Source organism: Methanoculleus sp. (genome assembly GCF_035363275.1).
Classification (GTDB): Archaea; Halobacteriota; Methanomicrobia; order Methanomicrobiales; family Methanoculleaceae; genus Methanoculleus.
Genome location: NZ_DAOSET010000016.1, coordinates 23,217 through 49,637, shown reverse-complemented (window position 1 = coordinate 49,637; position 26,421 = coordinate 23,217). Strand labels below are relative to the sequence as shown.

Here is a 26,421-nt window from a genome sequence, read left to right as displayed (position 1 = left end):
GTCGGCCGGCATCCGCTCGGCCCGGATCGCCCGGGCGCGCTCGGGGTTCATCGCGACCGCAAACTGCCGCTCCCAGTCGAGGTCGCGGCGGGCGTGGCCCATCTCGAGATCGGCGTCGCGCTTCTTGAGCTTGATCATATCCCCGACGTGGGCGGCGATCCTCGAACTGATGACGCCCTCGTAGACCTCCTCGGGGGTGGGGAGCGCCAGGTGCTCTGCCGGCGTCACGTAGCAGATGAAATCGGCGCCGTAGGAGGAGGAGAGCGCGGCGCCGATAGCGGCGACCCTGTCGTCGTAGCCGGGCGCGATATCGGTGACCAGGGGCCCGAGCATGTAGAACGGTTTCCGGTTCGTGACGCGCTTCTGCAGGACGACGTTGGTCTGGATCTCGTCGATCGGGATATGTCCCGGCCCCTCGATGATCGCCTGCACGCCCTGCTCGTGTGCCTTGTCGGCGAGTTCGGCGTTGATGAGCAGTTCCTGGATCTGTGCACGGTCGGTCGCATCGTGGACCGCGCCCGCCCGCATCCCGTTGCCGAACGAGAGGGTGACCTCGTGCTCTTTCAAGATCTCGACAAGGTAATCGAACTCCGAATACAGCGGGTTCTCCTTCTCGTTGTGAAGCATCCACGCGGTCATGAAGGCCCCGCCCCGGGAGACGAGCCCGCCGTGCCGCCCCTGGTTCTGCAGGCGCTTCATCGTCTCGTAGTTGATCCCGGTGTGGATCGCCATGAAGTTGGTCCCGAGCTTCGCCTGCTCCGCCGTGATCCGGAAGAGATCGTCCTCTTCCATGTGGACGACCGCCCCGTGCTTCCGGGCGGCCTCGATGAACGCCTGGTAGAGCGGGACCGACCCGACCGAGAGGTTGGTCGCCTCGACGACCCGGCGCCGGATCTCTGCAAAGTCGCCGCCGGTGGAGAGTTCCATCAGCGTATCGGCACCGGCGCGTTCGGCCTGCCGGACCTTCTCGATCTCCATATCGACGTCGACGATATCCGTCGACGTCCCGATGCTCGCGTTGACCTTCGTGCGGAGCCCTTCGCCGATACCGCAGATCTTCACCTTCCGGTAGGGAGAGACCGGAATGACGATGTGACCTTCGGCCACGCCGCGCCTGACAAACTCTTCGGTTACACCCTCTGCTGCTGCGACGATCCGCATCTCCTCGGTGATGACGCCTCGCCGGGCGTCTTCTATGAGACCCATGAGTGTATATTTGAGGAAAAGAATTGATAAAGGCTTGTTTTTAAAATTCCGGTTAAAATTGAGTTGTTCTCTCAACAAGTAAACTTGACTTACTCTTATGCAGATCTTTTTTCGTAGCCGGAAAGCCAAGGCTTACAAGAAATAAGGAAGCACCTCTATATCGCCTGGTGATCCTGTGTACATCAATTTCGGAGGTTTTGTCCCGATCAGCACCGTTGATTGGCGGGGGCGGGCGGCCTGCACCGTCTTTCTCCGGGGATGCCCCGCGCGTTGCTTCTACTGCCACAACGTCGACCTCCAGGGCGGCGAGGATCTCCGCGACGCAGACGAGATCATCGCGATGATCCGCAGTTCCCGCACGGTCGCCGGCGCCGTGGTCTTCTCCGGCGGGGAACCTACCCTGCAGGGGCCGGCACTCCTCCACCTCGCCGCCGCCGCTCGCACGATGGGGTTATCCGTCGGCCTGCACACGAACGGCATCTTCCCCGGCGTGCTCGAAGACCTGCTCGACCGGCACCTCGTGGATATGGTCGCGCTCGATATCAAGACAACGTGGGAGCGCTACGACGACCTCCTGGGACTTGCCGCCGCCGATGCCGTGAAACGGTCGCTCGCCGCCTGCAGGCGGGCGAAGACCGACGGCAGCCTTGTCTCCTGCCAGATCGTGGTCACCCTCTTCCGGGGCCGCGAGGACAACCTCCCCTCCATCGCGGAGGCGGCCGGGGACCTGGACCTCGTGCTCCAGCAGGGGGTGGCCGCGGGGTTCGTCCCCCTGACCCGGCAGGAACTCGAGGCGGCAGCGGCGCCTCTTCGCCGGAGCGTCCTGATACGGACCCGGGAGGACGGCGAGGTCGGGTACGATCCGGAACAGAAGCCGTTTTCGTGACGCTAAACATAATATCGTCGGAAACGCACATTATGGGGATGATTGTGGCGGCCGCCACAACCTGCACCGCCGGGACCCTGCAGCCGGTCTCTCACCGGTACGGCCCGCTGTTCTGGATACAATAGCATAATTTGATGGAGAAACCCTGATGAAGGTCATTGGAATCGTTGGTATGCCGGCAAGCGGGAAGGGTGAGGTGTCGAGGATCGCCCGGGACCTCGGGATCCCGGTTGTGGTCATGGGGGATGCGATACGGGAACGGGTGAAGGAGGTCGGGCTCCCCCTGACGGACGCGAACCTCGGTGCGGTCGCGGGGAGATTGCGCGCGGACCTCGGCATGGATGCCATCGCCCGGATCACCATCCCGGCCATCGAGGCAACGGCCGCTCCGGTGGTCCTGGTGGATGGGATCAGGGGTGATTACGAGGTGGCGGCGTTTCGGGAGCACTTCCCCGACTTCACGCTCATCGGGATAGAATCGTCGTTTGCGAAGCGCTATACGAGGCTCACGAACCGCGGCCGGTCCGACGACTCCCTCACCGCTGAAGAACTCCAGGCCCGCGACGAGCGTGAACTCGGGTGGGGGCTCGGCCGGGCCCTGGAAGGAGCAGACTACCGGATCGTGAACGAGGGAACGCTCGATGAGTTTGCTCGAGAGGCCCGCTCCCTGCTCCGCCGTCTGGGGGAGATGCCATGAGCCTTACTCCGTATTTTGCATCTTCATCTAAAGTCTGGGAGTCCCGGGACTGGATCTATGGGCTTGAGGATATCGGGTATACCGGCTGGGAGATCGCCGCCGACGGGAAATACCGCCTGGATAACCCCGAGAATTTTGCCGCTGTCCGGGAGATTCTCGAGAGCACCGGCCTTCTCGCGACCGTTCACGCTCCCTTCAGCGACTTGAACCTCGCGTCGGTAAACTACCCCATCTGGCGCGAGTCCATCCGCCAGACCTGCTGCTGCATCCACCACGCAGCCGAACTGACCGACCGGGTGACGATCCACCCCGGGTTTGTATCCCCCGTGGGAAAACTCGTCCCCGAGAAGGTCTGGGAGATGCAGAAGACTGCACTGGTCGAGATAGGGAAGTATGCGGAGGACCACGGCGTCCTCGCGTGCGTCGAGAACATGATCAGCATCAAGGACTTTCTCTGTCGCTACCCCGAGGAGATCCTCGGCCTCACGGAAGGGATCCCCGGGATCGGGGTCACACTCGATATCGGGCACGCCAACACCAACGGTCTTGTCGATGCGTTCCTCACGCACGTCCGTGAGGTAAGTCACCTGCACATTCACGACAACCATGGACAATCGGACGAGCACCTTGCCCTCGGTGACGGGACCGTCAGGTGGGAGAAGGTCGGGCGGGTCGTCGCCCGTGACTACTCCGGCCGGGTCGTGATCGAGGGCCGGACGCTCGAAGAGGCCGAACGGAGCCTTGTAGCATTCAGGAAGTGGTTCGTATAGCCGGCGAGACCCTGCACGTCCACTTCCTCGGCACGGCGGGAGCGCTCCCGTCCCCGCAGAGGAACCCCTCCTGCATCCTGATCCGGCGCGGCTCCGACACCCTGCTCTTCGACTGCGGGGAGGGCACCCAGCAGCAGATGATGCGTGCCCGGACCGGGTTCACCGTTGACGCCGTCTTCGTCACCCACTGGCATGCCGACCACTTCCTTGGCATCTTCGGGCTTGTCGAGACGCTTGCGTTCATGGGACGAACCGAGTCGCTCCCGATCTACGGTCCGTCCTGGGTCGAGGAGTTCGTCGATCTCGTCCAGAGGATCAACCGCCACGCCCGGGGGTTCACGGTCACCGCTCATACCCTCAGCCACGGTTCGGTCGTGCCTTTCAACGGCTACACTGTCCGGGCGTTTGCAACGCACCACGGCATCCCCGGCCTCGGCTACGTTATGGAGGAGGACGAGCGGCCCGGTCGGTTCAACCGCGAACAGGCGATCGCGCTCGGCGTCCCGCCGGGCCCGCTCTTCGGGCGGCTGCAGCGCGGTGAGGAAGTCCGCATCGTCCGCGACGGCGTCGAGGCTGTCGTCCGGCCTGCCGATATTATGGGTGAACCACGCCCGGGGCGGAAGATTGCCTACACCGGGGACACGCGGCCGCTCCAGCACCAGCCCGAGATCGCCGCGATGCTCCGGAACGCCGATCTCCTGATCCACGACGCCACATTCGACGACCAGGAGAGCGACCGCGCCCGGGAGGTCATGCACTCCACCGCCGGCGAGGCCGGTGAGGCGGCAGCAGCCACAAGCGCTCGTATGCTCGCCCTGATGCACATAAGTTCCCGCTATACCAGCACAGCAAACCATATACGCGATGCAAAGCGAAATTATGAAGGAGACGTGATCCTCCCGGCCGATCTGACGGTGCTGGAGATCCCGTACCGGGGTTGATTGTGATGGACGGTGATGGTGATGTGGCAGGGCCTATTCAGCCAGAGCCGCCTGATACTGACCGGTCTTGGCGCTCTGCTTGCCAGCGCCGCCGCCTTGAGCATTGCAGGCATCTATCTTGGTTCCGTCCGTGAAGTCCTCGGGCTGATACCCGGCCTGATGGTGCTCCTGCCGTCGATCATCAACATGCGGGGGAGCATCGCCGGGGTCTTCGCATCCCGCCTTTCGTCGTCGATGCACCTCGGGGAGTTCTCCATCGACTTTCAGGAAGGCTCCGTCCTCGGCGACAACATCCGCGCCTCGCTTGTGGTGACTATCCTCATAGCGTTCGCCCTCGGCATCTTCGCCTACGCGTTAAGCACTCTTTGCGGGTTTCCCGTGGTGGGCGTCACCGACCTCGTGCTGATCTCGGTCGTCTGCGGCGTTGTCTCGGGGTTGGTGGTGATGGGGATCACCCTGGTCGTTGCGCTGACAAGTTACCGCTACGGTCTCGACCTCGACATGATCGCCGCACCGACCGTCACCACCTCGGGCGATATCGTCACGCTCCCGATCCTGGTGCTCTCCGCGACGTTCGTCATGCTCCTCTCCCCCCCGACACGCCTGGTGCTCGTGGCCGTCGCGGTCGCAACCGCCATCGTCATCATCCTCTACACCCGGCGCCGCCTGGAGGGCATGGGCGCTATCGTCCGGGAGAATCTCTTCCTCCTCGTCCCGCTCAGCACCTTCGGCACCCTGGCGGGACTGACCTACTCGCTCAACCTCGACAACCTACTCGCGCTCGCGGTCTTCCTCATCCTGATACCGCCGTTCATGGGCGGTCTCGGGTCGATAGGCGGCATCCTCGGATCGCGCCTATCGACGGAGATGCATACCGGCGAGGTCAACCCCTCGTTCCTCCCCGAGCGCGGCGTAGTGCATCATTTTATTATTTCCTACCTCTATACGTTGATACTGCTTCCACTGCTGGCGCTCATCGCGCATAGTGCGGCGGTGCTCATGGGGTTGAACAGCCCCGGTCTCGGGATGCTGGTCATTATCAGCCTTGTAGCAGGTCTGGCCGTCATGACACTGGTGAACGCCGTGGCATACGCCACGGCGAGCCTTTCGTTCCGGTACGGCCTTGATCCCGATAACTTCGGAATCCCTGTCATCACAAGCCTTATCGACCTGATCGGTGCAGCTACCCTCGTGGCAGCGATAGACCTGCTGTTGTAGTGAAAGATAACAAAAAACGGTTAACAGACCCATGACGGAACGTGAATACCAGCCGATCAGCTTCAAAGACGTCCTGATCGAGATGAAGGATGTCTCTGAACTGATGGTTGATCTCGCTTACTCCGCGATACTCTTCGACGGCAAAGAGATAGCGCTCGAAGTGATCAATCTCGAGGAAGGTATGAATAAACTGGTCTATCAGGCCAGGATTCAGAGCGTCCTCGGCGCTAGAAGGCTCGAAGAGGCAGAAGCGATGAGCGGCATGCTCCAGGTGGCCGAGGCGGCGGAGAGGATCGCGAACTCGGCTTCGGACATAGCAAAACTCATCCTGAAGGATATCCGGTTTCCGGCAAAACTCAAGCGCGTCTTTCCCGAGGCGGAAGAGATCGTCACCCGGGTAATCGTCAGTCTGGGAAGCGACCTTGCCGGCCGCACCCTCGGCGACCTCAAGGTCCAGAGCACGACCGGTATGCAGGTCATCGCCATCCGGCGTGGTAAGGGGTGGATATACGACCCCGACAAGACTACCCGGGTGGAGAAGGACGATATCCTGCTCTCGCGGGGTCCGGAAGCCGGGGCGGATATCCTCTCCCGGATGGCGGGGGCAGTGGAGTTCCCCGTAAGCGAACCCTCGCGTGCGGGCGAGGTCGACGACCTCGACCGGGCGGTTCAACTGATCATCGAGATGAAGAATCTCTCGGAACTCTCTGTGGGGCTCGCGTACACCTCCCTGCTCTTCAACAATAAGGAGGTGGCGCACGAGGTGGTCGCTCTCGATACGGCGCTCGACGACATGCGCTACGACCTGGACCTCTGGATCCTCGAAGCGGCACGAAAGATCGACGACGTGCGCTACCTCCGGGGACTCCTATATATGTCCTCGTTTGCGCAGGCGATCAGCGATTCGGCCCATGCCATCGTCGATGTGCTCCTGCGCGATATCGAGATCCCGCCGGTCTTTAAGAAGATCGTTCGCGAGTCGGACGAGATCATCACGCGGATGCCTGTAGCGGAGTCGTCGCCGCTCGTGGGGAGAACCCTCAAAGAAGTGTCGCTCGGGACGGTGACCGGGATGGTCGTGCTCGCCATCAAGCACGCCGACCGGTGGGTCTACCGCCCGGGGAAGGGCGTTCGACTGGAGAGCGGTGATATTATCATCGCAAAAGGCAGACGAGACGGTGAGTGCCGGCTGTATGAACTCGCAGGGCACACCGTTGAGGTGCCCGAAGAATGATTTGGTGAAGTATCATGGAAGATACGAAAGATACGATTGTCTACCGCCTCGGAGCGAACTGTACGCTCGACGAGGTGGAGGAAGGGAAGATATACCTGGGGCGGGTGCAGGGTTTCGCCCCGTTCGGCGTCTTTGTCCAGTTAAACGACCGGGTCAAAGGGCTCGTTCATAAGAGCAACGTGAAGGTGCAGCACGAGGAACGCGATCCGATCCTCGTCTACGTCCTTCAGATCCGGAGCAACGGCAACATCGACCTCGAGGAGGTCACGCCGACTGTCTACCAGACGGAGACCGTGACCCGCAAGATGACGAGTGTGCTTCTCGCGGATATCGGGACGAAGATCGGCAGGACGGTGCTGATCGAGGGCGAGGTCGCCCAGATCAAGCAGACATCGGGGCCGACGATCTTCACTGTTGTGGATGAGTCCGGCACCGCGAACGCTGCTGCGTTCATCGAAGCGGGCGTCCGCGCCTACCCTGAGGTGAACCTCGGGGATATCGTCGCCCTCACGGGTGAGGTGATGCAGCGCAACAACCAGCTCCAGATCGAGATCCGGTCCATGGAGGTCCTCGCGCCGGAGGATGCGGCACAGGTCCGGGGGCGTATCGATGCGGCGCTCGACGAGCGTGCGGAACCGGTCGACCTCCCGTTCCTCATCGAGAGCGAGGTCCTCGATGCTCTTCGGCCGCAGATGCGCCAGGTGGCAAAGGAGATCCGAAGAGCGGTCCTGACCGCGCGGCCGATCATCCTCAGGCACCACGCGGACGCGGACGGCATATGCGCCGCCGTCGCGATCGAACAGGCGGTGACCGCGCTGATCCGGGAGAGCGGCGGGGACTTCGACGCGGAGTACTTCCTCTTCAAGCGGTCTCCGTCCAAGGCCCCGTTCTATGAGATTGAAGATATCACGCGGGATCTTGACTTCGCCCTCAAGGACAACGTCCGCTATGGGCAGAAGATGCCGATGATCCTCCTGATGGACAACGGGTCGACCGAGGAGGACATGCCGTCGCTGAAGGTGACCCGGATCTTCGAGCTCCCGGTGATGGTCGTCGACCACCACCACCCCGACGAGATCGTAGATGATTACCTGATCGGGCACGTCAACCCCTACCACGTGGGCGGCGATTACGGGGTGACAGCAGGGATGCTGGGCACAGAGGTCGCCCGTATGGTCAACCCGGCGGTCGAGGGCCAGATCCGGCACCTGCCGGCGATCGCGGGGGTCGGCGACCGGAGCGAAGCGCCGGAGCGTGCCCGCTACCTCGCGGTGGCCGCGCCTGAGTACTCGGAGGATGATTGCCGCGATATCGCGCTGGCACTCGACTATGAGCAGTTCTGGCTCCGGTTCAGCGACGGGAGAGAGATCGTCAAGGATATCCTGAACCTCTCCGGGAACCCCGAACGCCACGAGCAGTTCGTCAACCTGCTTGTCGAAGAAGCGAATCACGCGATCGCGGAGCAGCTCGAGGCTATCATGCCCCATGTCGAGAGCCGGATGCTGCCGAGCGGTGCTCACCTCTTCATGCTCGATGTGGAGATGTTTGCCCACCGGTTCACGTTCCCGCCGCCCGGCAAGACCTCGGGAGAGGTGCACGACCGGCTGGTCCGGGCGCACCCGGGAGAACCGATCGTCACACTCGGGTTCGGGCCGGATTTCGCCGTCCTGCGCTCCCGTGGCGTCATGATGAACATCCCCCGGATGGTGCGTGAGCTCCATAGCGAGATCTCCGGCGGGGGCGTGAGCGGCGGCGGCCACCTTGTCGTCGGGAGCATCAAGTTCGTGGAAGGGATGCGCGATGTGGTGCTCGAGAGCCTGATCCGGAAGATTGGTGAAGCACCAATCTGATCGCTATTTATTTCTTGCTTGTGCGGCGAGGAGTCTCGCCGATAGTGTTGCAGGGCTGCCGTCGGCAGGCTACCGTCTGGACGCCATGAGTGGCGGAGGGTTTCAGGTGGGTAGCAGCAGGGCCGACCACGTCGGGAGGTCCATCCTGTGCCGGTATCGCGTTTTTCTCCGGGGGTTCGCTGCGGTGCGGCGATGTGTAGCACCACGTTATGGGGCGGCAAGGGATAGTTACCCGTTGGGGTGATTTTGATGGAGACCGAAATATAAAAATATGGTTATACCAAACAGAAGTCTCCATGACAGGATACCAATGGACATGGAGCGGGTTCCTGGTTGTGCTGCTTGTGGCAGCAACGACGTTTGTGTTCCCGGTGGCAGCCCAGACCGAGGCACCCACGACCCCGTTGACCTGGACTCTCTCTCCAACACCTGCCGAAACCCCGGTAGAGACCCAGACAGCGACTCCGGAGGAGACCCCGGAAGAGACTCTGACTGAGATTCCTGAAGAAACCCTGACGGAAACCCCGGAGGAGACGCTGGACACCCTGGCCCTGGAAGAAACCCTGACAGAGACCCCGGTAGAGACGCTGGACACCCTGGCCCTGGAAGAAACCCTGACGGAGACCCCGGAGGAGACGCTGGATAACGAGACCACCAACGAGACTCTGGAGAACGAATCCGTCAATGGGACCTCCAATGCGACCGCCTACGAGACCTTCGCTGAGACCACCATGGAGACGGGAGCGCCCATCATAATTGCGACGGATGCGGCGACCGGGGCGACACCGGCGGAGACTTCCACGGTTGAGATGCCGACGTTCACACCGATGCAGGCAGCGCAGGTTAATCCCAGCCCGACGCCGACGGCCTCCCTCTCGCTCATTGCCGTCGTTGTCGGCGTTGCAATCGCCGGGCTCCTTGTCGTGATGTTGAGGAACAGAAGGTAACGGCAGAACACGTATTGCAAATGCGTTCCTGCCCCGGCCGATGCCGTTCGGCAGGGGTTCCCGTCGCGAGCGGCGTCGTGGCGGGAAGTACGATCAGAGACGGCCCGCCCCGAATAAACCGCGGCGCCGGGAGCCTCGCCGCTGGTGGGCTCCTGGTTGCGGCATGAAGGGTGGGACCCCGTCCTCCTCCTCCGCCACCCGCGCCTGTGCCGCCCGGGCATCCGGTTCCGGTTACAGATCCTACACCTCGCGCCGCCGATCGGTGCGACGATGCTCAATTATATACACCTATTTGTATAGCGGTAGTGAGATTCAACGAGATCAAATGAATAAGTATATATAATGTTTGGCACAAAAGGTCTTCCTCACGAGGGAATGAGTGGATGTCGACAAAGGACCGCATTAAAGAGCGATACAGCGATACCCAGAGAAAGATCCTGTATCACCTCAAGTCAGGGTTGAAAGCAGGCAAATCCTACTTCAAATCAAAGTATATCGCAACTGATCTGGGCCTCTCTCCAAAAGAGGTCGGCATCAACCTTGCCATCCTCTCAGAGATCTGCGACGAGCTGGATATCAGGCGCTGGAGTTACTCGAACAGTACGACGTGGCGGGTTACTCCTCGTCCAGCATGATTTTATCCCGGGACACTCTATTCTACGGCATGAAGATCATTGAGTTCGAAGCACCCGTCGAGTTTGTGGCCAACATCAACGACCACAAGGATTGCCTCATGTCCCAGGACAAGAGCCACGAGAATCCGGAAGTGCTCTGGTTCAACATCGACGTCCCGAAGGGGCACGGTGTGCGGGCCGGAGATCGGGTCCGGATCACCGTCGAGAAGATCTGAATCAGCGGTATGCGGGGAGCGTCTCCAGGGTGATACGGTATGACTCCACATCATCCACGCTGACGATCAGGTAAAAGTCTTTCCCTCCTCTTTCGACATTTTTGATGATGCTGCCCGGATAGTGCAGGTCGACCCCTTCTACGATCGTCCCCCTCTCCCGTTCGATCAGTGCCATCCGGAAATGCGCCGCTTCAGGCCGTACTATTGCAGAGACGCTGCAGTTCAGCCTCCAGACAGCATACGGTACGTGAAACGTCTCGGTGATGCCTCCTCTTGCCTCCTCGAGGTATGCGAACGGAATGATATCTGCGGTCTCTTTCCAGGGCGGATCGGACCCGCCATAACGGGTGAGGTTATCAGGGAGGTGAACGAGGGGGTAACTCCAGATCCCGCTCGTGTAGGAGATTCTGGTGGGTTCCGGCGCAGGGGGAGCGGTGATGGACGGCGTCGGGGTGATCTCCGGTGCGGGGCCTTCCGGAACCTCCGTCCCTGCATCCGCTCCGGGCGGGCGAAACACCACCGCTACTGCAACGACGATGATCAGGGCGGCAACAATGCTGAAGACGTCGCCTTTATCCACAGGTGTAGAGGGAAGTGCGAGGCAAAAGACCTTTTGATTCCTGCTCTGCATCCTTGCCTACAGGGTGGTATTCGGTGCCGAATAATCCCGGATTCCTCATGGTTACTCTCACAATCGGCGTTTCAAAAAAGAACCGTTAATAAGGAGACGATACCATTGTCCTGATGAGAGCATGGACGTCACAGAGGTTCGCACGTGGGTGATATTTTATCTGCTCTCGTTCGTGGTGCTTCTTGTCGCGCTCTTCATCACAACCCAGAACGACAGCCGGCTCTGGATCAGCCTCATGCTCGTCATCGTCATCGTCGGCGTGAACTTCTTCCTGCTCTTCGCCGAACTGAAGCGCTACCGGGCCCGGAAGGCCTTCATGCACCGGATGTCGCAGTTCGACGAAACCGTGACGGAGAGGGACCTTTCCGGCCGCCGGTAATATTCGCCCGGTATACCCGCACTACGCGGCCTTCTTGAGTATCTTCTGCATGGTATTATACGGCGTGAAGAGGTGCTCCACCTCTCTTCCCAGGTACTCAGTTTTACCGATGACATAGTAGCCGTCGCTCGCGAGTGCGGAGTAAAAAAGGTGTGTCAAGTCGTTCTTCTGCTTCTCGGTGAAGTAGATGGTGACGTTCCGGCAGATGACGGCGTCAAGGTATCGTGTGATGGGAACTCCCGACATCAGGTCGTGTTTCCGGAACTTGACGAGGTTTTTGACGTGGGGACGGACTTCGAACGTGTCGTCATCGCGGCTGACGAAATGCTTCCGGAGCTGGCGCTCATCCACATTCTCAAGCGCCTTTCTGTCATAGATCCCGGCCGTGGCTTTCTGCAGCACCACGGCGTCGATATCGGTCGCGTATATCGTTACGCTGACACCCGGATGAAGCGCCATCAGGTCGTGCGCGAGGATGGCGATCGAGTAGGGCTCTTCACCCGTGGCGCATCCGGCGCACCAGATCCTGATCGTTCCCTTGCGACGAGCGAGATCCGGCAGCACTTCCCGCCGCATCACCTCAAAGACCTCCGGGTCCCGGAAGAATTTGGTGACGTTGATAGTGAGGGCGTTGCGGAGCAGGTCGATCTCCTGGGGGGTTGCGAGGAGGTATTTGTGGTAGGCTTCGTAGTCCGCAGTGTTCGTCAGGCGCATCCGGGAGAGGATGCGCCGCTTGATGTAGTCCTCTTTGTAATTCGAGCACTTGATCCGGACCAGTTTCTCGATGCTCGTCTGGAGCGATAGAAATGCATCCATGTGATACTCTGCTCTTGCCGGGCGAGGGATCCCGTTATGCTGTGGTCTGGTAGTGCCCGAGATCACTGATCACCTTCTGGACGTCGAGCCAGATGATGAGGGTCTTGGGTTTCTCGTCATCTTCGGCCCCCATCTTGATGATCGCCTTGACATAATCGCTGATCGACGAGGTGATGCCATCGTTGATCCGCTCAATCTGCTCATCTCGAACCGAGATGACGCTGTAAACATCATCGACGATGATCCCCACGTTCGATCCGCCCGCCACATCCGGCATCAACACGACGATCTTCCGGTTCTCAGCCTCTCCGGATTCGGGGAGCCCGAGGAGGTCTCTGAGGTCGATGATATTCGTGATCTCGCCCCGCAGGTTGATGATGCCCGCAAGGTATTCGGGAGCACGAGGAAGGGGAGTGATCGGCATCATCTCCACGATCTCGCGTGCAATCTGGATATCCAGAGCGTAGTGCTCTTCCCCGAGCTGGAACTCTACTACGTCTACGGGTGCTGCCATCGTCTCCTCCCTCAGGTGAGTTTGAACTGTTTCATTACCTTCTCGAGTTGTTCGGCCATGCCTGCCAGTTCGTGCGATGCGCTCCCGACCTCCTCTGTCGACGCGCTGACTTCCTCTGCGAGTGCCGCCATATCCTCGGTGCGGTCCAGGCTTTCCTTGGTCATGTGGGTGGACTCATCCATCTTCTGCATGACGTTGTTGGTGGAACTCGCCTGATCTTCGGTGGCCTTCGTGATCTCGGTGATACCATGGGCGACCACTTCCACGCCTTTGACGATCCGGTTTAAGCCCACGATGACCTTGTTGACGCTCTCGATGCCTGCCTGGATCTCCTGGTGAGACGCCTGCATCGAGCCTGCGGTCTTGTCGGTGCTCGCCTGAATCGTCCTGATCAGGTCCTCGATGTCCTGGCTCGCCCGCTTGGACTCCCCGGCAAGGTTTCTGATCTCGCCTGCGACGACGGCGAACCCGCGGCCATGCTCCCCGGCACGGGCGGCCTCGATGGCTGCGTTCAGTGCAAGGAGATTGGTCTGGTTGGCGATATCCGTGATCAACTTGACGATATTGTTGATCTCCCGCATCTGGTTGTTGAGGGTGCTGATCTCGTCCACCGTCTGCGTGGAGATCTCCTCGACGAGCTGCATCTTCTTTGCCGCGACTTCGCCGAGCGAGGCCGCATCGTTCCCCTCCTTCGACGCCTTCGAGGCCTGCTCCATGACCTCCTGCGACGTGCTTGCAATCTCCTCGATGGATGCCGAAAGATCGTTGATGTCCGTCCCGATCTCCTCGATCTTCTCAAGCTGCCGCCGTGCATCCTCCGAAGACTGCTGTGTCGAGACGGCGACCTGCTCCGTGGCCCGGATAATCTCGTCGGTGCTCTTGCTGACCTCTTTTGTGGTCATATCCACCTGGTGCGCCGCTTTTGCCACTTCCCCGAGGAGGGTGCGGATGGCAGTCAGCGAGGCGTTGTAATCGCTCTTGACTTCATGAAGCGGGTCGCCTGTCTCTGCGTCCACGAACGCCGTCAGGTCGCCCTTTGCCATGGCGGCGAGTGCGCCTCCGAGTTCGCGGGCGCTCCCTGCGAGTCTCTCGCTCTCCTGCTTCGCGGTCTCCATCAGGTCCCGGATCTGGTCTTCTCTCTCCCGCTGCTCGGTCCAGTCGTTCCAGACGTAGAAGGCCATCTCGATATCGCCTTTCGCATCCAGGATCGGAATGGCGTTCAGGGTGAGATACTTCTTCACGCCGTCGGGCCACTTGACCATGACGTCGGTCCGGGCGAGTTTCTTCGACTCGTAGCAGGCGTAGAAGTGGTCGCCATCGAGGATGGTGATGTCGTAGTCGTAGAGCTTCTTTGCAAGGGTCTCTTCCCGGGTCCCCCGCCACATCCGGGCGTACTCGTCGTTGATGTCGATCCGGCTCTTGTCGGGACGAAGCGTCGCGATCGCGAGCGGGTTCTGCTTGATCATCGCATCCACCCGGTGCTCGGTCTTCTCGACCTCCTCCTTCTCCTTCTGGAGGTCGGTCCAGTCGTTCCAGACGTAGAAGGCCATCTCGATATCGCCCTTCGCGTCCAGGATCGGAATGGCGTTCAGGGTGAGGTACTTCTTCACGCCGTCGGGCCACTTGACCATGACATCGGTTCGTGCGGGCTTCTTCGACTCGTAGCAGGCGTAGAAGTGGTCGCCATCGAGGATGGTGATGTCGTAGTCGTAGAGCTTCTTTGCAAGGGTCTCTTCCCGGGTCCCCCGCCACATCCGGGCGTACTCGTCGTTGATGTCGATCCGGCTCTTGTCGGGACGAAGCGTCGCGATCGCAAGCGGGTTTAACTTGATCATCGTGTCGATGCGGTGCTGCATCCTCCGGATCTCGTCCTCTTCTTGCCGTTTTTCGGTGACGTCGTTGTAGACGATCAGGATCCCCGTCAGTTCGTTCTTCTCGTTTGTGAGCGGGATCCCGTACTGCTCCAGGATGTAGGTGCCGGTGGGAAACTCGACCGTCACTTCGCCGTACACCCGCACCTTCTCGGTGAGCACCTTCTTGATCCCGTCTCCTTTCTGGCTATGTACTTTGAAGTCCCGCAGGGTCATCGTTGCGATACGAGACCGATCGATGCCGGTCAGCTGGAGGTATGCCTCGTTGGCCGTGAGGATCTTCATCCCGGTGTCGACGACCAGGATGGGCATCGGGTTCTTCTGGACGATCGTCTCGGACTGCCGTTGCAATTCGGCAATATTCTCCATCTGGACCTTGATCTCCTCTTCTCCCTCCCGCTGTCGGGTGACGTCGTTATAGACGATGAGGACGTTCTCGACCGCATTATTTTTGTCGAGAAGCGGGATGCCGTACTGTTCGAGCGTATGAGTCCCCGAGGGTAGTTCGACGATGACTTCCCCGGAGACGCGCTTCTTCTCCTGGATTGCCTGCCGGAGACCCGAACCCTTCTGCGACGTTATCTTGAAGTCCTTGAGGCTCCTGCCGAGCACCTGGTCCATCGGGATCCCGCTCATCTCGGCATAGGCGCTGTTTGCCACGGTTATCTTGAACTGCGGGTCGACGACAAGGATGGGCATCGGGTTCTGCTGGATGATCGTATCGGAGCTCTTCAGAAGCGCCCTCGCCTCCACCAGCCGGCTCTTGAGGGTCTGCTTCTCCTCCTGCTTCTTATCGAGCAGCGCATTGAGCGAGACCGCCAGGGGCCGGAACTCTTCCGGCACACCGGCTGGGTCGATCCTTGCGGAATCGTCGCCGCCAAGCCCCGCGTGGAGCGCAGCCTCGATCCCCTCGGGCAGTACCACTGCTCCGTGTTCCCGTGTCTGTCCTGCAGTACCCGGCACAACCGGGCCGGTAAAGAGTGCTTTTCTTCCAGGTTTATCGATCATCATCACACCTCATCATGGTCCTCATCCAGTGCCAGGAGCGCAGTTGTTATTGCCCGGTATTCTCGGCCCGCCTCGCTCTCGGGTGCGTAGTGGGATATCGGAAGCCCTTTCTGCTGCGTTTCGTAGATAGCAGGTGAGTAGGGGACTGCGAATACCTGTTTGAACGATCTCCGGACCTCGGCCTCAAAGACCTTCAGCCGTTCTCTCTCCTTCTCCTCTTCCACGGAGGGGCCGGGTGAGAAGATCCGTTTCAGGAAGAGCGCAAGGCCGCTCGTTCCGGCTGCCCGGTCACCCGAACCCTTCCAGCGGGTCAGGATGGCGAAGTCTGCGGCGACGTCCTCCCCAAGCATCTCCCTGATGTCGCCGAAGACCGTTGACAGGGCTTCCATACCTCTCAAGGCGAAGGTGCCGGGATCGAGGGTGACGACGGTATGGTCTGCAGCGATGAGGCCGTTTATGACGAACTGCCCCATGCTCGGAGGTGTGTCGATCAGGATGAAGTCATAGTTGCCCCTCACCCGGGCAAGCGCCTCCTTGAGCAGTCCTGCCCTGTCTTCGATACCGTAGAGGTAGGGCTCAACCCCCACGAGGTCCAGGGTTGCCGGAGCCAGGTCGACCCCCGATGCCGTAGGGACAATGATATCGTTGATCACGACGTCCGGAAACCCTTCGAACGCGCTCATGAAGACGTCATACATACTCAGTTCGAGGGTTTCGGGGTTGACCCCGAGCCCCGCGGTGGCATTGGCCTGCGGGTCGCAGTCCACTACCAGAACACTTTTTCCGTCTTTCTGGAGATATCCTGCGACATTGAGGCACGATGTCGTCTTTCCTGTGCCACCTTTGTGGTGGGCGAACGCTACAATTGTGATATCCAGCACCCCTCAATACCTCTATTTGAAATGGGGGCTATTAAACTTACTTTTATAGTGTCGCGTGTCCCTGGGGTACGCTTTCGATTATATCTGATCGGCAGTCCTTGTTGGTAGGTTCGGGTTGTGCCTGCACCCAAACCCCCTGCAAGTGAACCTCTTCGGGGGCGCGGCAGGTAGCGGTTGCGCCAGGTTTTGGGGTGCTCGCATCTCGCGGACGAACAGGCGTCAGCAGGAGAGGCCCCTGCCCCTGCGGCGTGCCGCGGGGTCTCAGGTCGGGAGGTCTGCTCTATCCCGGACTCGTTCTACGCGTTCGGCGATAGATGGCCGGTAGTCGGGTCTGGAACGGAGGGGCCCGGGGTTCGTCTGCGCCGGACCAGAGACCCGCCTGCGGCGCGATGCCGGGACCCCGGCCAGCAATCCGGAGAGGATGTTCTGGAGGAGAGCTCCCGGGTCTCTGGTCCGGTAGCAGCGTCGCATGGCATCTGCCGCGTACCGGTCGGCGGTGAACTCCTCGTCGCACATGCGGCAATAGTATGCCCGGTAGGCGAAGAATACGAGCAGGAGGAGAGGGAGAAGGAATGCTAGTTTTACGATGGGGAGGCCCGTCACCTGCAGGTACGGCAGGACTCCCGGCAACAGTGAATCCAGGGGCGGGTGCCAGAGGAGAAGGAGACATGGGAGAAGAGGGAGGGCCGGAAGGACGGAGATGAGGGGGGAACCCTCCTTGATGTGCCCCTCTTCGTGGAGGAGCACGAACCTGAGTGCGTCGTCGCTGACCCGGGAAAGGGTTTTTTCGTAGAATGCAGCCTGGTATCGGATGCAGTTGAGCGCCGGGCAGCCCCGTATGGAGAGTACAAGCGGGCACTGCACCAGCTTCCTCTTGCGGTCGATCAACCCTTTCTCCTGGAGTTCCCGGAATATTCGGTAGAGGCGGGGGTTGTCATCGGCCATTTAATCACTTTATGAATATATTTAGTTAATTATATTAAAAATTTCCATGCCACGAAGAGGCAGAGATTCAGCAATGTATTATTTTCGGGTGATTTCCGGCTGTCATATCCCGGTCCAGGCCAGCAGATCCCTGGAGCCTGGTGGAATGGGGGGCGCCGTGCCTGGCAGGTGGGAGCGGTCGCTTTATCACCCTCGTTGCGGCCCGAAGTCCGGACACCGGGTCCCGCCGGAAGGACAGTACGCTCAATCACCGGTAAAGCCTGGAATCGGAACGGTTCGGAATGCCTGCTTTTTCACCTCAGTGGGCAAGAAGGCCCCCTGCGCAAGCGGGGCAACCAGAACTTCGTGCAGGTGCCGTATCACAAGTTCCGGCAGAAACTGAAGAGCAAGTGCGAGTTGCTTGGGATCCGGTTCGATGACTCGCATTCTGAAGCCTACACCTCGCGGGTCGATGCTCTGAACCTTGACCCGATCTGCAAACCTCCCTACGGAAGGAAACGGCGGGTCAAGCGGGGGTTGTATCGGAGTGCTCTGGACACCCTGATCAACGCTGATGTCAATGATGCTCTAAACTATGTCAACTACCCCGCCCTGAAGGGCGGGGTAGTTGACTTGCAACCGTGTGGTCTTCAGACCCCGATTGCAAGCCCACTCCGCTAGGGAGGTAGTTGACAATATATTAATAATAGCAGCCAAAATTGTGAATAAGAGAGGTGAACGGGAGAATACCGGAAGGTTCAATGGCCCGCACTACGCCGTCCCGGCGTAGCGCGCTTCTTCGGTCCTCCCAGCGAATGTCCAGCAAATACGTGGGTTTTCTGATACTGGCTCTTACCGTCCTCATCGGGGCTTCGGGGTGCGTCTCCACATCGTTTGGCGAGGTGACCTACGGCGACGGCGCCCTGCAGGTACACGTGGAGAACACTGCCGGGCCCGTTGAGGATGCCGTGCTCCAGGTGACGGTCGTGGAGGTGGGGGCACTTGAACAGCACGAAGTCTTCTCCGGGGCGCGATACATAAACCTCGACCAGGGGGAGAACGATTACGCAATCTCGGTCGACCTCGAGCCCGGGTCGTACAGGGTCTTCCTGACCATATTCGTCGGGCAGGAGCGGAGGACGTCCGTCATCCGCGACCTTGAGGTGGCAGCCTGACGCTCTCCGGGCTTGCGGCGGCGCGGGGGCTCGAACCGGCTGATGCCGTCTTCTCCGGCGGCGAGGTCTTCAACCCGTTCGCGTGCGCCTGGGAGCGCGTGGACTTTGCGGTCAAGGACGGTCGCGTCGTTGGCTTTGGAGACTACCGGGGGAGGAAGGATTACGACCTTACGGGGACCTACGTAGTGCCCGGGCTGATCGACGCCCACGTCCACATCGAGAGTTCGCTCCTCGCGCCGTCGGAGTATGCCCGGCTCGTCCTTGCCCACGGCACAACGACGGTGATCGCCGATCCCCACGAGATAGCGAACGTCTGCGGAGCGTCGGGGATCGAATACATGCTTGCCGAGGGAGCGCGGACATCGCTCGATATCCTGGTCATGCTCCCCTCCTGCGTCCCGGCAACCCCCCTCGATGTGGGCGGCGCCGTGCTTGCCGCAACCGACCTCGCCGGGTTCCGGGGGCGGGAGGGCGTCATCGGGCTTGCCGAGGTGATGAACGTCCCCGGTGTCCTCGCCGGCGACGAGGACCTCCGGGCGAAGATGAACCTCTTCGAGGTCGTGGACGGTCATGCGCCGTTCCTCTCCGGGAAGGACCTGAACGCTTACATCTATGCGGGGACGGGAAGCGACCACGAGTGTACGACCCTCGCGGAGGCACGGGAGAAACTCCTCCGGGGAATGTACATCCTGGTCCGGGAAGGCTCGACGGAGAAGAACCTGAAAGATCTCCTACCGCTCGTCGACGCCTGCACGGCGCCGCGGTGCTGCTTTGCCACCGACGACCGGCATGCCGATATGCTCGCCGGTGAGGGGCATATCGATGATTGCATCCGGAAAGCGGTCGCCTCCGGCCTCAAGGTCGAAATGGCGCTCCGTATGGCCACCCTCTCGGCTGCCGGGCGGTTCGGTCTCCACGACCGGGGCGCCCTCGCTCCCGGGAGGCTCGCCGACTTCTGCGTCGTCGACGACCCGGAGCGCTTCCACGTCCTGCAGACGTTCAAGCGCGGCGTCGAGGTGATCGACGCCGGCTACCGGCTGCCGGTCTGCCCTGCGGCCACCCTGAACGCCCGCGTGCCGGAACCCCGGGATATACGGATCGCCGGGAAAGGAGAGGCGCGGGTGATCGGGATCGTGCCCGGGCAGATCACGACTCGCGACCTTCGCTGCCCGGTGGACGCCGCCGGTATCCCGGACACCGGCCGGGACATCCTCAAAGCGGTCGTCACCGACCGTTACCGGGCCGGGGGATCCGGCATCGGACTCGTCCATGGATTCGGCCTGCAGGAGGGGGCGATCGCAGGCTCGGTCTCCCACGACTCCCACAACATCGTCGCCGTCGGGGTCGACGACCCCGATATCGTCCGGGCCATCGGCGAGGTGGTTCGGCTCGGCGGGGGGCTCGCGGTGGTATCCAGCCGTGAGGTGACCGCGCTCCCCCTCGAGTGTGCCGGGCTGATGTCGGCGCTCCCCTACGGGGAGGTCGTGCAGCGCCTTGGTACCCTTGAGGAGCATGCCCGGCGGCTGGGGTCTATCGAGAACCCCTTCATGTATCTCTCGTTCCTCGCCCTGACCGTCATCCCCGAGATCCGGGTCACGGAGCGCGGGGTCTTTGACGTTCTGGCATTTGCCGACGTGCCGCTGCTTGAGGAGTAGGACGCCGACGGCGCTCTTTCTCCCGTTCGTCTTTTAGAGGTCGATTGCTCTTCGCGTCCGGCCTCCTGCGCCGGGCGGCGTTTATCTTGCGAGACGAAGGGAGCGGAGCGGAAAGGCTCCGGTCTTCAAGCCCGGCGGTTCGTTTAGAATACGAAGGGAGCGTGGTACCGGTGAGATGCGGGCAGAAAAAAAGGGGAGGGACGGTGATGCAGCAGAGAGAACAGCTCTGTCCTTCCCGATTGTGAACCGACACGGCGGGTCACTTATTGTCGTTCCCGGTCTCCCTGAGTTCCTCCAATGCGGGACAGGCCGTCTCTGCCCGGGTGGCCGGCGAATCATCTGCATCGAGGCTCCGGAGGGCAGGGCAGGCCGCGGCCTGCACCTCCTCCATCACCGGACAGGTCCCGGTGCGGCGGGTCCTGATCAACGACGCGACGATGGCCACTGCCAGGATCAGGATGATGACGGCGAGCGAGTTCGTCACCGGGACATGGTAGAGGTCGGCGAAGAGCATCTTGACACCGACAAAGCTGAGGATACCGGCCAGACCGTACTTCAGGTAACAGAAAGCGTTCATGACGTGCGCCAGCGCGAAGTACATCGACCTCAGGCCGAGAATGGCGAAGGCATTGGAACTGAAGACGATGAACGAGTTGGTGGTGATGCCGAGGATGGCGGGGATGGAGTCCACGGCGAACATGATGTCGGTGGTCTCCACCACCAGCAGGGTCACGAACATGGGAGTGGCCCAGGTCACCAGGTTGCCGGTTGCATCCCGCTTCTTGACGAAAAATTTGTCGCCTTCGTAACCCTTTGTGACCGGCATGATCTTGCGGAACGCGCGGACCAGGATGTTCTTGTCCGGTTCGACCGCTGCCTCCTCCTTCTTGGTCACCATCCTGATGGCGGTGAAGATCAGGAAGGCACCGAAGAGGTAGAGCATCCAGGAGAACGTCTCCACCAGCGCCACACCTGCCGTGATGAATGCAAACCGGAAGACCAGGGCCCCTAAGATGCCGTAGAAGAGCACCTTGTGCTGGTCCTCTGCCGGCACGCAGAATGAGGCGAAGACGATGACGAAGACGAAGAGGTTGTCGACGGAGAGCATCAGCTCCATGATGTAGCCGGTGGTGAACTCCAGTCCGGCCTGAGGCCCCATCCAGATGTATATCCCGATATTGAAGATCACCGCGGCGGCGATGAAGACGGCGACCTGCAGGAGCGCCTCCCTCGGTTTTATGATATGGGCCTTGCGGTTGAAGACGCCGAGGTCCAATGCCAGGAGCGCCACTATGCTAATAATGAATATGATCCATGCTGCGTCTGTCATAGGCTCACCCAATCCGGGTATTCCGGGCTCACGTTGTTCATGAGCGTTCCGGGCATCGTCTCGATCGTGCCGGGATGCCCGGTAGGCGGGGCGGGAGAAGAACGTGCAATAGCCTGTGTTGAACTTCCGAGCGCCCTATCTTCCCTCCATATTATTTCCCGCTCTACCGTCAAATGCTTTCTGTCGCTGACTCACTCCTCGCAGAGTTGCGCTTCCCGGCGGTCCTCGCACCCCTCATGGGAGCCCCGTCACCGCGTCGGGCGCGAGGACCGCGATCAGGAGCAGGATGAGGGGCTGGTGCAGGAAGTAGATGGCGAGCGAGTGACGGCCGAGGATCGAGAGAGGACGGGCTGCCGCCGGCTCCGCCGTCCGGAGCGTGAACCCTCGCACGCCGTCCGGGTAGAAGAGCGACCCGCAGGCCATCCCGGCGAGGACGAGGCCGAACCAGGGGAGGAGCGGCACGTAGTCGAGGCTCGCAAACGACGCCGGGTGGATGCCGAGCCAGAGGAGGCCCCAGGGGCCCGTGACGGCGTTCGTGGCGTAGCCGGCGAGGAGGCAGGCGATACTCGCGATGATGAGGTTTGTCGTGCCGAACCGTGCAAAGAGCGGCGCGAGCAGGACGGCGATGCCGATGAAGTGCAGAATACCGAAGACGATGTAGACGGACGGCAGGAAGAGCCAGGTGACGGTGGTGATGACGAGGCCGAGGGCGAATATCGAGAGGCCGCGCCGGGCGTATTTGAGCGCGAGGTCGCGCCCGGTGAGCCGCCGCTCCGCCCGGGCGTAACTGATCGTGAAGGAGACCCCGACGAGGAAGATGAACGTCGATGCGGTCAGGTAGGCGAGCATCCGGAGGAACCCGCCGGAGACGTCGAGCGGTAGGACCCCGAAGAAGTTGAGGTCGAAGGCGGAGTGAAAGACGATCATCGTCACGACGGCGACGCCCCGGGCGAGATCGATCTCCCAGTAACGCTCTCCCGGCATGGTTGCCGTCAGAAAGTCCTTCTCCGGACAGGGGCGCCGCAGGCGGGACAGATCTTCATCCCGGCGATCTCCTCGCTCTGCTCTTCGGTGGGTTCGTTGTAGATCCGGGTAAATCCGCACTGCCGGCTGCACTCGATCACGACGAACGGACTACAGATCCGACCCATCTTCCTCCCTCATCCCATCTATCTGCTGTGTCTGTATCACCAGATCTCCCACACTCACAAGGAAGGACTACCGGATAAGCGTTACCCGGGGCCGGAAGGGACAGAATTATTCCTCATACCCATCATACCCGGTAGTATGCAGGACGTGCAACCATGAGCGGCCGTGACGAGCATATCATAGAAGCCGCCGGCAGGTGCCGGGTCGTGATCCGGAACGGCCGGGTGGTCGAGGTCGGGACGCCGCAGATCCGGGACTGCCCGCTGGCACGGCGATTTGCCTGCCCGGTCGAGGAGATGACGCCCGAGGCGATACAGAGAAACATCGAGGCGCGTATCCGGTCCTTCGGGATGTGCACGCCGGAGCGCGAGGTCCTTGCCGGACCGGACTTCGTCCCCTTCGGGGCGTCGGAACTCCTGAGCAGCGCTGTCCGGCGAGGGGACCTCGACGCCGTAGTGATCGCCTCCGACGGGGCCGGGACGCTGGTTGCAGCAAACCCCGCCCTCATCCAGGGGATCGGCGGCCGGATGTCGGGCCTCGTGAAGACATGCCCGATCCCGGCGGTGATCGCACGGATCGAGGAGAACGGAGGTGTGGTCCTCGACCCAGGGACTGCCGTCATCGACCAGATCGCCGGCGTCGCCCTGGCGCGAACGCTCGGCCACCGGCGGATCGCCGTCACCACCGCCATTGCCGCCGAGGCGGCGGCTATCCGCGAACGGTTCCCGGAGACCGTGATCGTCGCCGTCCACACGACCGGTGTCTCGCAGGAGGACGCGGTCCTGATGGCCGGCGCGGCAGACCTGGTCACCGCATGCGCTTCACAGCATATCCGTGAGGCGGCGAAGACCGCGCTCCTGCAGGCGGGGACGTCGATCCCGGTCTTCGCGATGACCCGGGCGGGAAAAGCGATCGTCCTCGGCAAGGTTGCAGAGACCGACCAGCCGTTCATCATCCACGGCGCGCGCCTTCCGGTGCCGGGGTCGCAGTCTCCCGAACCGCTCTGCTGACGCTCTACCGGCCGAAAATCCCCACGTGGCCCGGGAGTTCGGAGAACGCAGCGAGAACGATATCCGCCTCGATCGCCGCCGGCCGGTCTGCACGCCAGTCGCCGTAGGCGGCAAACGCGGTTGTCATGCCCAGCTGTCTCCCCGGGGCGATGTCGCGGACCAGGCTATCCCCGACCATCATCGCCTCCGCCGGAGCCGTATCGAGCTGCCGGAGGGCGCAGAGGAGGGAGTCGGGCTCCGGCTTCCGCCTTCCCGAGACCTCCGGGGTCACCACGATCTCAAAGTAATCGATGAGTCCGGTCTTATCGAGCCGCCGGCGTGCCTGGAACGCCTCCGCGTCGGTGACGACCGCGAGCCCGATCCCGGCGTCCGCGAGGCACCCGAGCGTCTCTTCGACACCCGGATACGCCTCGACCGTATCGAGTTTGACGTCGTCGTAGGTGCGGCAGCAGACCTCGAGCACCCCGGGCTCGTACACCCCGAGGTCTTCAAGGTAGTCGCGTATGTTTCTCGGGTCCTCGAACCCGTAGACCCCCCGGAGGAACGTTAAGAAGAGTGCCTCGGGATCTCCGGTCCCGAGGTAATCGACCACGCACCGGCATGCCTCCCGCTTCGCTCCGACGAGGTCGAAGAGGGTGTTGTCCATGTCGCAGAGGACCGCCTCTACCGTGTTATGCCGAGTGCCGCGAGTCTCCTGCATACTTCTACATCCTTTGTGAATTCACGGTAGGCCCCATCGTCCTCGAACCGCGCCTTCAGTTCGTCCAGGTCGTTGCCCTTTCCGCCGTATTCCCCGAAGAGGGTGACGCCGTTGCACCGCACGAACCCGAAGACGGCCGCGAGGTTGAAGAGCAGCCGCCGGAACTCCGGCGCCGTGCAGGTCGTTGCCTCCAGTAGGTATGGGCGGTCAAAGTAGAAGTACTCAAGCCCTTCGGCCATGCAGAGGTCCGCCATATAGATGTCGGCGGTGAGGAGAACCGGGAAGGCGTAGCGCTCCTCCTCAAACTTCCGGAGCGCTGAGACGATGTTTCGGTCGTTCTCCTCCGAAAGATGCGTATGCTTCTCCGGTGACGTTATCTCCATCGCCCGGTCGCGGATGGTGCGGTACTCTTTCAGCGCGAGGTATGCCGCTTTCCGGGACCGTTTCATCCGCTTGTTCTCGAGTTCTCTGATGAACTCACGGCAGCGGGGCGCGTGCGCCGCCATCTCCTCGATCATCTTCGCCGGGTACTTGCGGTTGATGGCGTAGGTGATCTCGTCCCGGACGGTCTCGACGATCAGGTAGGAAGCGGGGTTGATGCCCGGGTTGTTCGATACAAACCCGTGGTAGAAGAGGTTCGTATCCAGGCCGAAGAAGACGGTCTTCTTCAACTGCCCGTAGGATATCAGCATCGATTCAAAGGCGGCCTGGTTCACGTAACGCGCGATCCCGCTTGCAAACATGCACTCCTGGAGGTCGCCGTACGAGGGAAGTTCGCCCGCGATCGGTCCGTACGCCGAGAGCCAGTCCTGGAACGTCTCACGCGTTGCAGGCAGTTCGAGCCGAAAACCGGTCCCCTCGGGGCGTGCGACGAGGAGGTCCCCCTCGTAGAGCGGGTAGGAGACACGAACCGTATCGAGGCTGTTGAGGAAGACCTGCACCTCGTCCTCCCGGATGACCACGTCGTTCACGGCCGTGCCCCCGCATCCTCCATGATGTCGCGGATCCTCTGGATCTGATGCGGGATCATCATGTACGGCTTTGCGACGTCGTCGGTGCTCTTCATGGCGAGGTAGTAGATGTGCCGGAGGTCGAGCCCCGCAACGGAGACCGCGATGAGCGCTCCGGCGACCGTGACCTTCCTCCCCGAGGTGATATCGATCGCCACGTCGAACCCCTGCCGGATAAAATCGTTTGCAAGCGAGCGGATCGTCTGCCCGGCCCGGACGAAGTCCGCTTCAGGCAGGACTATCACTTCGATCACGGGAAGAACCCCGTAGCGTCCCGAGACTATCCGGACAGCCTCGGCTGCGGTCGATGCATCTTCTGCGTACGGCTCCTCGGTGACGATAGAGACCCGTTCGGGGCGCAACCCCTTCTCCCGCAGGACTGCATGATAAGCGTTGACGAGCGCCCACGTTGAACGTCCCAGAAGTGTAATGTATGCATCGCCACCGGCGGATGTCACGGGAGAGATCACTGCTCAAGACTCGTCCTGCTGCTATATAGCCTTTGTTGGGAACCTGCCCTCAGGATTGGGGTTCCGGGTTGGTAAATTGGGGCATATCATCCGTTTTTTCTGGATATTCTGTCTGTTAATGGTCTTTTTTGAACCCATGTTCGGTATCCTGCCGGATCGCGGTGGGAATTCGCTCCCGGGGCTCTCAAAATAAGCCTTTAGCGTGAAACAAATCGCAAAATCTCGTGAAATATTTGGTAAATCTTTTATGGTCGATATCCTATAGTGGTATAGAAAGGCGCGAAAATATCCCGGAGAGA

The 26,421-nt window shown here is 61.2% G+C and carries 28 protein-coding genes; 15 read left to right on the top strand and 13 right to left on the bottom strand.

Annotated features, from left to right (window positions below; genetic code table 11):
- Positions 1 to 1,206, bottom strand: a 1,206-nt coding sequence (gene thiC / locus PLN84_RS05000; RefSeq protein ID WP_348531951.1) for a phosphomethylpyrimidine synthase ThiC, incomplete at its 3' end; no start/stop codon positions are given.
- 175 nt (positions 1,207 to 1,381) lie between these two features.
- On the opposite strand from thiC, the gene PLN84_RS04995 reads away from it, so the two are divergent.
- The 10 genes from PLN84_RS04995 (at position 1,382) to PLN84_RS04950 (ending at position 10,599) form a co-directional block, all read left to right on the top strand.
- Entirely contained in the window at positions 1,382 to 2,092 is a 711-nt protein-coding gene (locus tag PLN84_RS04995) for an anaerobic ribonucleoside-triphosphate reductase activating protein (protein WP_292384532.1), read from the top strand.
- A 148-nt stretch (positions 2,093 to 2,240) separates the two neighbouring features.
- Complete coding sequence (locus tag PLN84_RS04990; protein ID WP_292384530.1) at positions 2,241 to 2,789, top strand: dephospho-CoA kinase; 549 nt, start codon at positions 2,241 to 2,243, stop codon at positions 2,787 to 2,789.
- The gene (locus tag PLN84_RS04985) at positions 2,786 to 3,559 is read left to right on the top strand and encodes a sugar phosphate isomerase/epimerase family protein (RefSeq protein WP_292384529.1); all 774 of its coding nucleotides are present in this window, start codon (positions 2,786 to 2,788) and stop codon (positions 3,557 to 3,559) included. Before PLN84_RS04990 ends, PLN84_RS04985 begins: the two co-directional genes overlap by 4 nt.
- Positions 3,547 to 4,500, top strand: coding sequence for a ribonuclease Z (gene rnz / locus PLN84_RS04980; RefSeq protein WP_292558632.1), 954 nt, complete (start codon positions 3,547 to 3,549; stop codon positions 4,498 to 4,500). The genes PLN84_RS04985 and rnz overlap by 13 nt, the downstream gene beginning before the upstream one ends.
- Positions 4,501 to 4,521: 21 nt before the next feature.
- Entirely contained in the window at positions 4,522 to 5,718 is a 1,197-nt protein-coding gene (locus PLN84_RS04975) for a magnesium transporter (RefSeq protein ID WP_292384526.1), read from the top strand.
- Positions 5,719 to 5,749: 31 nt separating this feature from the next.
- A complete protein-coding gene (locus PLN84_RS04970; RefSeq protein ID WP_292384524.1) occupies positions 5,750 to 6,952 on the top strand; it encodes a TrkA C-terminal domain-containing protein in 1,203 nt (400 codons plus the stop codon).
- Positions 6,953 to 6,966: 14 nt separating this feature from the next.
- The gene (locus tag PLN84_RS04965) at positions 6,967 to 8,802 is read left to right on the top strand and encodes a DHH family phosphoesterase (protein ID WP_292384523.1); all 1,836 of its coding nucleotides are present in this window, start codon (positions 6,967 to 6,969) and stop codon (positions 8,800 to 8,802) included.
- A 296-nt stretch (positions 8,803 to 9,098) separates the two neighbouring features.
- The gene (locus PLN84_RS04960) at positions 9,099 to 9,749 is read left to right on the top strand and encodes a hypothetical protein (RefSeq protein ID WP_292384521.1); all 651 of its coding nucleotides are present in this window, start codon (positions 9,099 to 9,101) and stop codon (positions 9,747 to 9,749) included.
- A gap of 383 nt (positions 9,750 to 10,132) precedes the next feature.
- Positions 10,133 to 10,384 (top strand): hypothetical protein, encoded by a 252-nt coding sequence (locus PLN84_RS04955; protein WP_292384520.1) that lies wholly within the window; start codon positions 10,133 to 10,135, stop codon positions 10,382 to 10,384.
- A 29-nt stretch (positions 10,385 to 10,413) separates the two neighbouring features.
- Positions 10,414 to 10,599, top strand: a complete 186-nt coding sequence (locus PLN84_RS04950; protein WP_292384518.1) for a hypothetical protein — start codon at positions 10,414 to 10,416, stop codon at positions 10,597 to 10,599.
- A 1-nt stretch (position 10,600) separates the two neighbouring features.
- Here the strand turns inward: PLN84_RS04950 and PLN84_RS04945 are convergent, their stop codons facing one another.
- Positions 10,601 to 11,179 (bottom strand): hypothetical protein, encoded by a 579-nt coding sequence (locus PLN84_RS04945; protein WP_292384516.1) that lies wholly within the window; start codon positions 11,177 to 11,179, stop codon positions 10,601 to 10,603.
- Positions 11,180 to 11,351: 172 nt separating this feature from the next.
- On the opposite strand from PLN84_RS04945, the gene PLN84_RS04940 reads away from it, so the two are divergent.
- Positions 11,352 to 11,609: a hypothetical protein gene (locus PLN84_RS04940; RefSeq protein ID WP_292384514.1), complete on the top strand. Its 258-nt coding sequence runs from the start codon at positions 11,352 to 11,354 to the stop codon at positions 11,607 to 11,609.
- A 21-nt stretch (positions 11,610 to 11,630) separates the two neighbouring features.
- On the opposite strand, the gene PLN84_RS04935 is transcribed toward PLN84_RS04940, so the two are convergent.
- The 5 genes from PLN84_RS04935 to PLN84_RS04915 all read right to left on the bottom strand — a co-directional run bounded on the left by PLN84_RS04935 (position 11,631) and on the right by PLN84_RS04915 (position 17,644).
- Positions 11,631 to 12,425 carry a protein-glutamate O-methyltransferase CheR gene (locus PLN84_RS04935; RefSeq protein WP_292384513.1) on the bottom strand — a complete coding sequence of 265 codons (795 nt, stop codon included), beginning with the start codon at positions 12,423 to 12,425 and terminating at the stop codon, positions 11,631 to 11,633.
- Positions 12,426 to 12,459: 34 nt separating this feature from the next.
- The gene (locus tag PLN84_RS04930; RefSeq protein ID WP_292384511.1) at positions 12,460 to 12,939 is read right to left on the bottom strand and encodes a chemotaxis protein CheW; all 480 of its coding nucleotides are present in this window, start codon (positions 12,937 to 12,939) and stop codon (positions 12,460 to 12,462) included.
- Between the two features lie 11 nt (positions 12,940 to 12,950).
- On the bottom strand, positions 12,951 to 15,734 hold the full coding sequence (locus tag PLN84_RS04925; RefSeq protein ID WP_348531950.1) for a methyl-accepting chemotaxis protein: 2,784 nt from the start codon (positions 15,732 to 15,734) through the stop codon (positions 12,951 to 12,953).
- Positions 15,735 to 15,820: 86 nt separating this feature from the next.
- The gene (locus PLN84_RS04920) at positions 15,821 to 16,699 is read right to left on the bottom strand and encodes an AAA family ATPase (protein WP_292384508.1); all 879 of its coding nucleotides are present in this window, start codon (positions 16,697 to 16,699) and stop codon (positions 15,821 to 15,823) included.
- Between the two features lie 261 nt (positions 16,700 to 16,960).
- Positions 16,961 to 17,644 (bottom strand): M48 family metalloprotease, encoded by a 684-nt coding sequence (locus PLN84_RS04915; RefSeq protein ID WP_292384505.1) that lies wholly within the window; start codon positions 17,642 to 17,644, stop codon positions 16,961 to 16,963.
- Between the two features lie 345 nt (positions 17,645 to 17,989).
- On the opposite strand from PLN84_RS04915, the gene PLN84_RS04910 reads away from it, so the two are divergent.
- The 3 genes from PLN84_RS04910 (at position 17,990) to ade (ending at position 20,453) form a co-directional block, all read left to right on the top strand.
- Positions 17,990 to 18,304, top strand: coding sequence for a hypothetical protein (locus PLN84_RS04910; RefSeq protein WP_292558630.1), 315 nt, complete (start codon positions 17,990 to 17,992; stop codon positions 18,302 to 18,304).
- Positions 18,305 to 18,438: 134 nt separating this feature from the next.
- Positions 18,439 to 18,798 (top strand): hypothetical protein, encoded by a 360-nt coding sequence (locus PLN84_RS04905; RefSeq protein ID WP_292384503.1) that lies wholly within the window; start codon positions 18,439 to 18,441, stop codon positions 18,796 to 18,798.
- A 98-nt stretch (positions 18,799 to 18,896) separates the two neighbouring features.
- Positions 18,897 to 20,453, top strand: a complete 1,557-nt coding sequence (gene ade / locus PLN84_RS04900) for an adenine deaminase (protein ID WP_292384502.1) — start codon at positions 18,897 to 18,899, stop codon at positions 20,451 to 20,453.
- Positions 20,454 to 20,712: 259 nt separating this feature from the next.
- Here ade and PLN84_RS04895 read toward each other — a convergent pair whose 3' ends face one another.
- The 3 genes from PLN84_RS04895 to PLN84_RS04885 form a co-directional block, all read right to left on the bottom strand.
- On the bottom strand, positions 20,713 to 21,783 hold the full coding sequence (locus PLN84_RS04895) for a TerC family protein (RefSeq protein ID WP_292384500.1): 1,071 nt from the start codon (positions 21,781 to 21,783) through the stop codon (positions 20,713 to 20,715).
- Between the two features lie 234 nt (positions 21,784 to 22,017).
- Entirely contained in the window at positions 22,018 to 22,767 is a 750-nt protein-coding gene (locus tag PLN84_RS04890) for a heparan-alpha-glucosaminide N-acetyltransferase (protein ID WP_292384498.1), read from the bottom strand.
- A gap of 8 nt (positions 22,768 to 22,775) precedes the next feature.
- A complete protein-coding gene (locus PLN84_RS04885; protein WP_292384496.1) occupies positions 22,776 to 22,934 on the bottom strand; it encodes a hypothetical protein in 159 nt (52 codons plus the stop codon).
- A 153-nt stretch (positions 22,935 to 23,087) separates the two neighbouring features.
- On the opposite strand from PLN84_RS04885, the gene PLN84_RS04880 reads away from it, so the two are divergent.
- Positions 23,088 to 23,942 carry a methanogenesis marker 8 protein gene (locus PLN84_RS04880; RefSeq protein WP_292384494.1) on the top strand — a complete coding sequence of 285 codons (855 nt, stop codon included), beginning with the start codon at positions 23,088 to 23,090 and terminating at the stop codon, positions 23,940 to 23,942.
- Between the two features lie 4 nt (positions 23,943 to 23,946).
- On the opposite strand, the gene PLN84_RS04875 is transcribed toward PLN84_RS04880, so the two are convergent.
- From PLN84_RS04875 to PLN84_RS04865, 3 genes are read right to left on the bottom strand one after another with little or no spacing between them, the layout of a single operon-like run.
- Positions 23,947 to 24,642: an HAD family hydrolase gene (locus PLN84_RS04875; RefSeq protein ID WP_292384493.1), complete on the bottom strand. Its 696-nt coding sequence runs from the start codon at positions 24,640 to 24,642 to the stop codon at positions 23,947 to 23,949.
- Positions 24,606 to 25,613 (bottom strand): hypothetical protein, encoded by a 1,008-nt coding sequence (locus PLN84_RS04870; RefSeq protein ID WP_292384492.1) that lies wholly within the window; start codon positions 25,611 to 25,613, stop codon positions 24,606 to 24,608. Before PLN84_RS04870 ends, PLN84_RS04875 begins: the two co-directional genes overlap by 37 nt.
- Positions 25,610 to 26,122, bottom strand: a complete 513-nt coding sequence (locus PLN84_RS04865; protein WP_292558628.1) for a hypothetical protein — start codon at positions 26,120 to 26,122, stop codon at positions 25,610 to 25,612. Before PLN84_RS04865 ends, PLN84_RS04870 begins: the two co-directional genes overlap by 4 nt.
- Between the last annotated feature and the right edge of the window lie 299 nt (positions 26,123 to 26,421).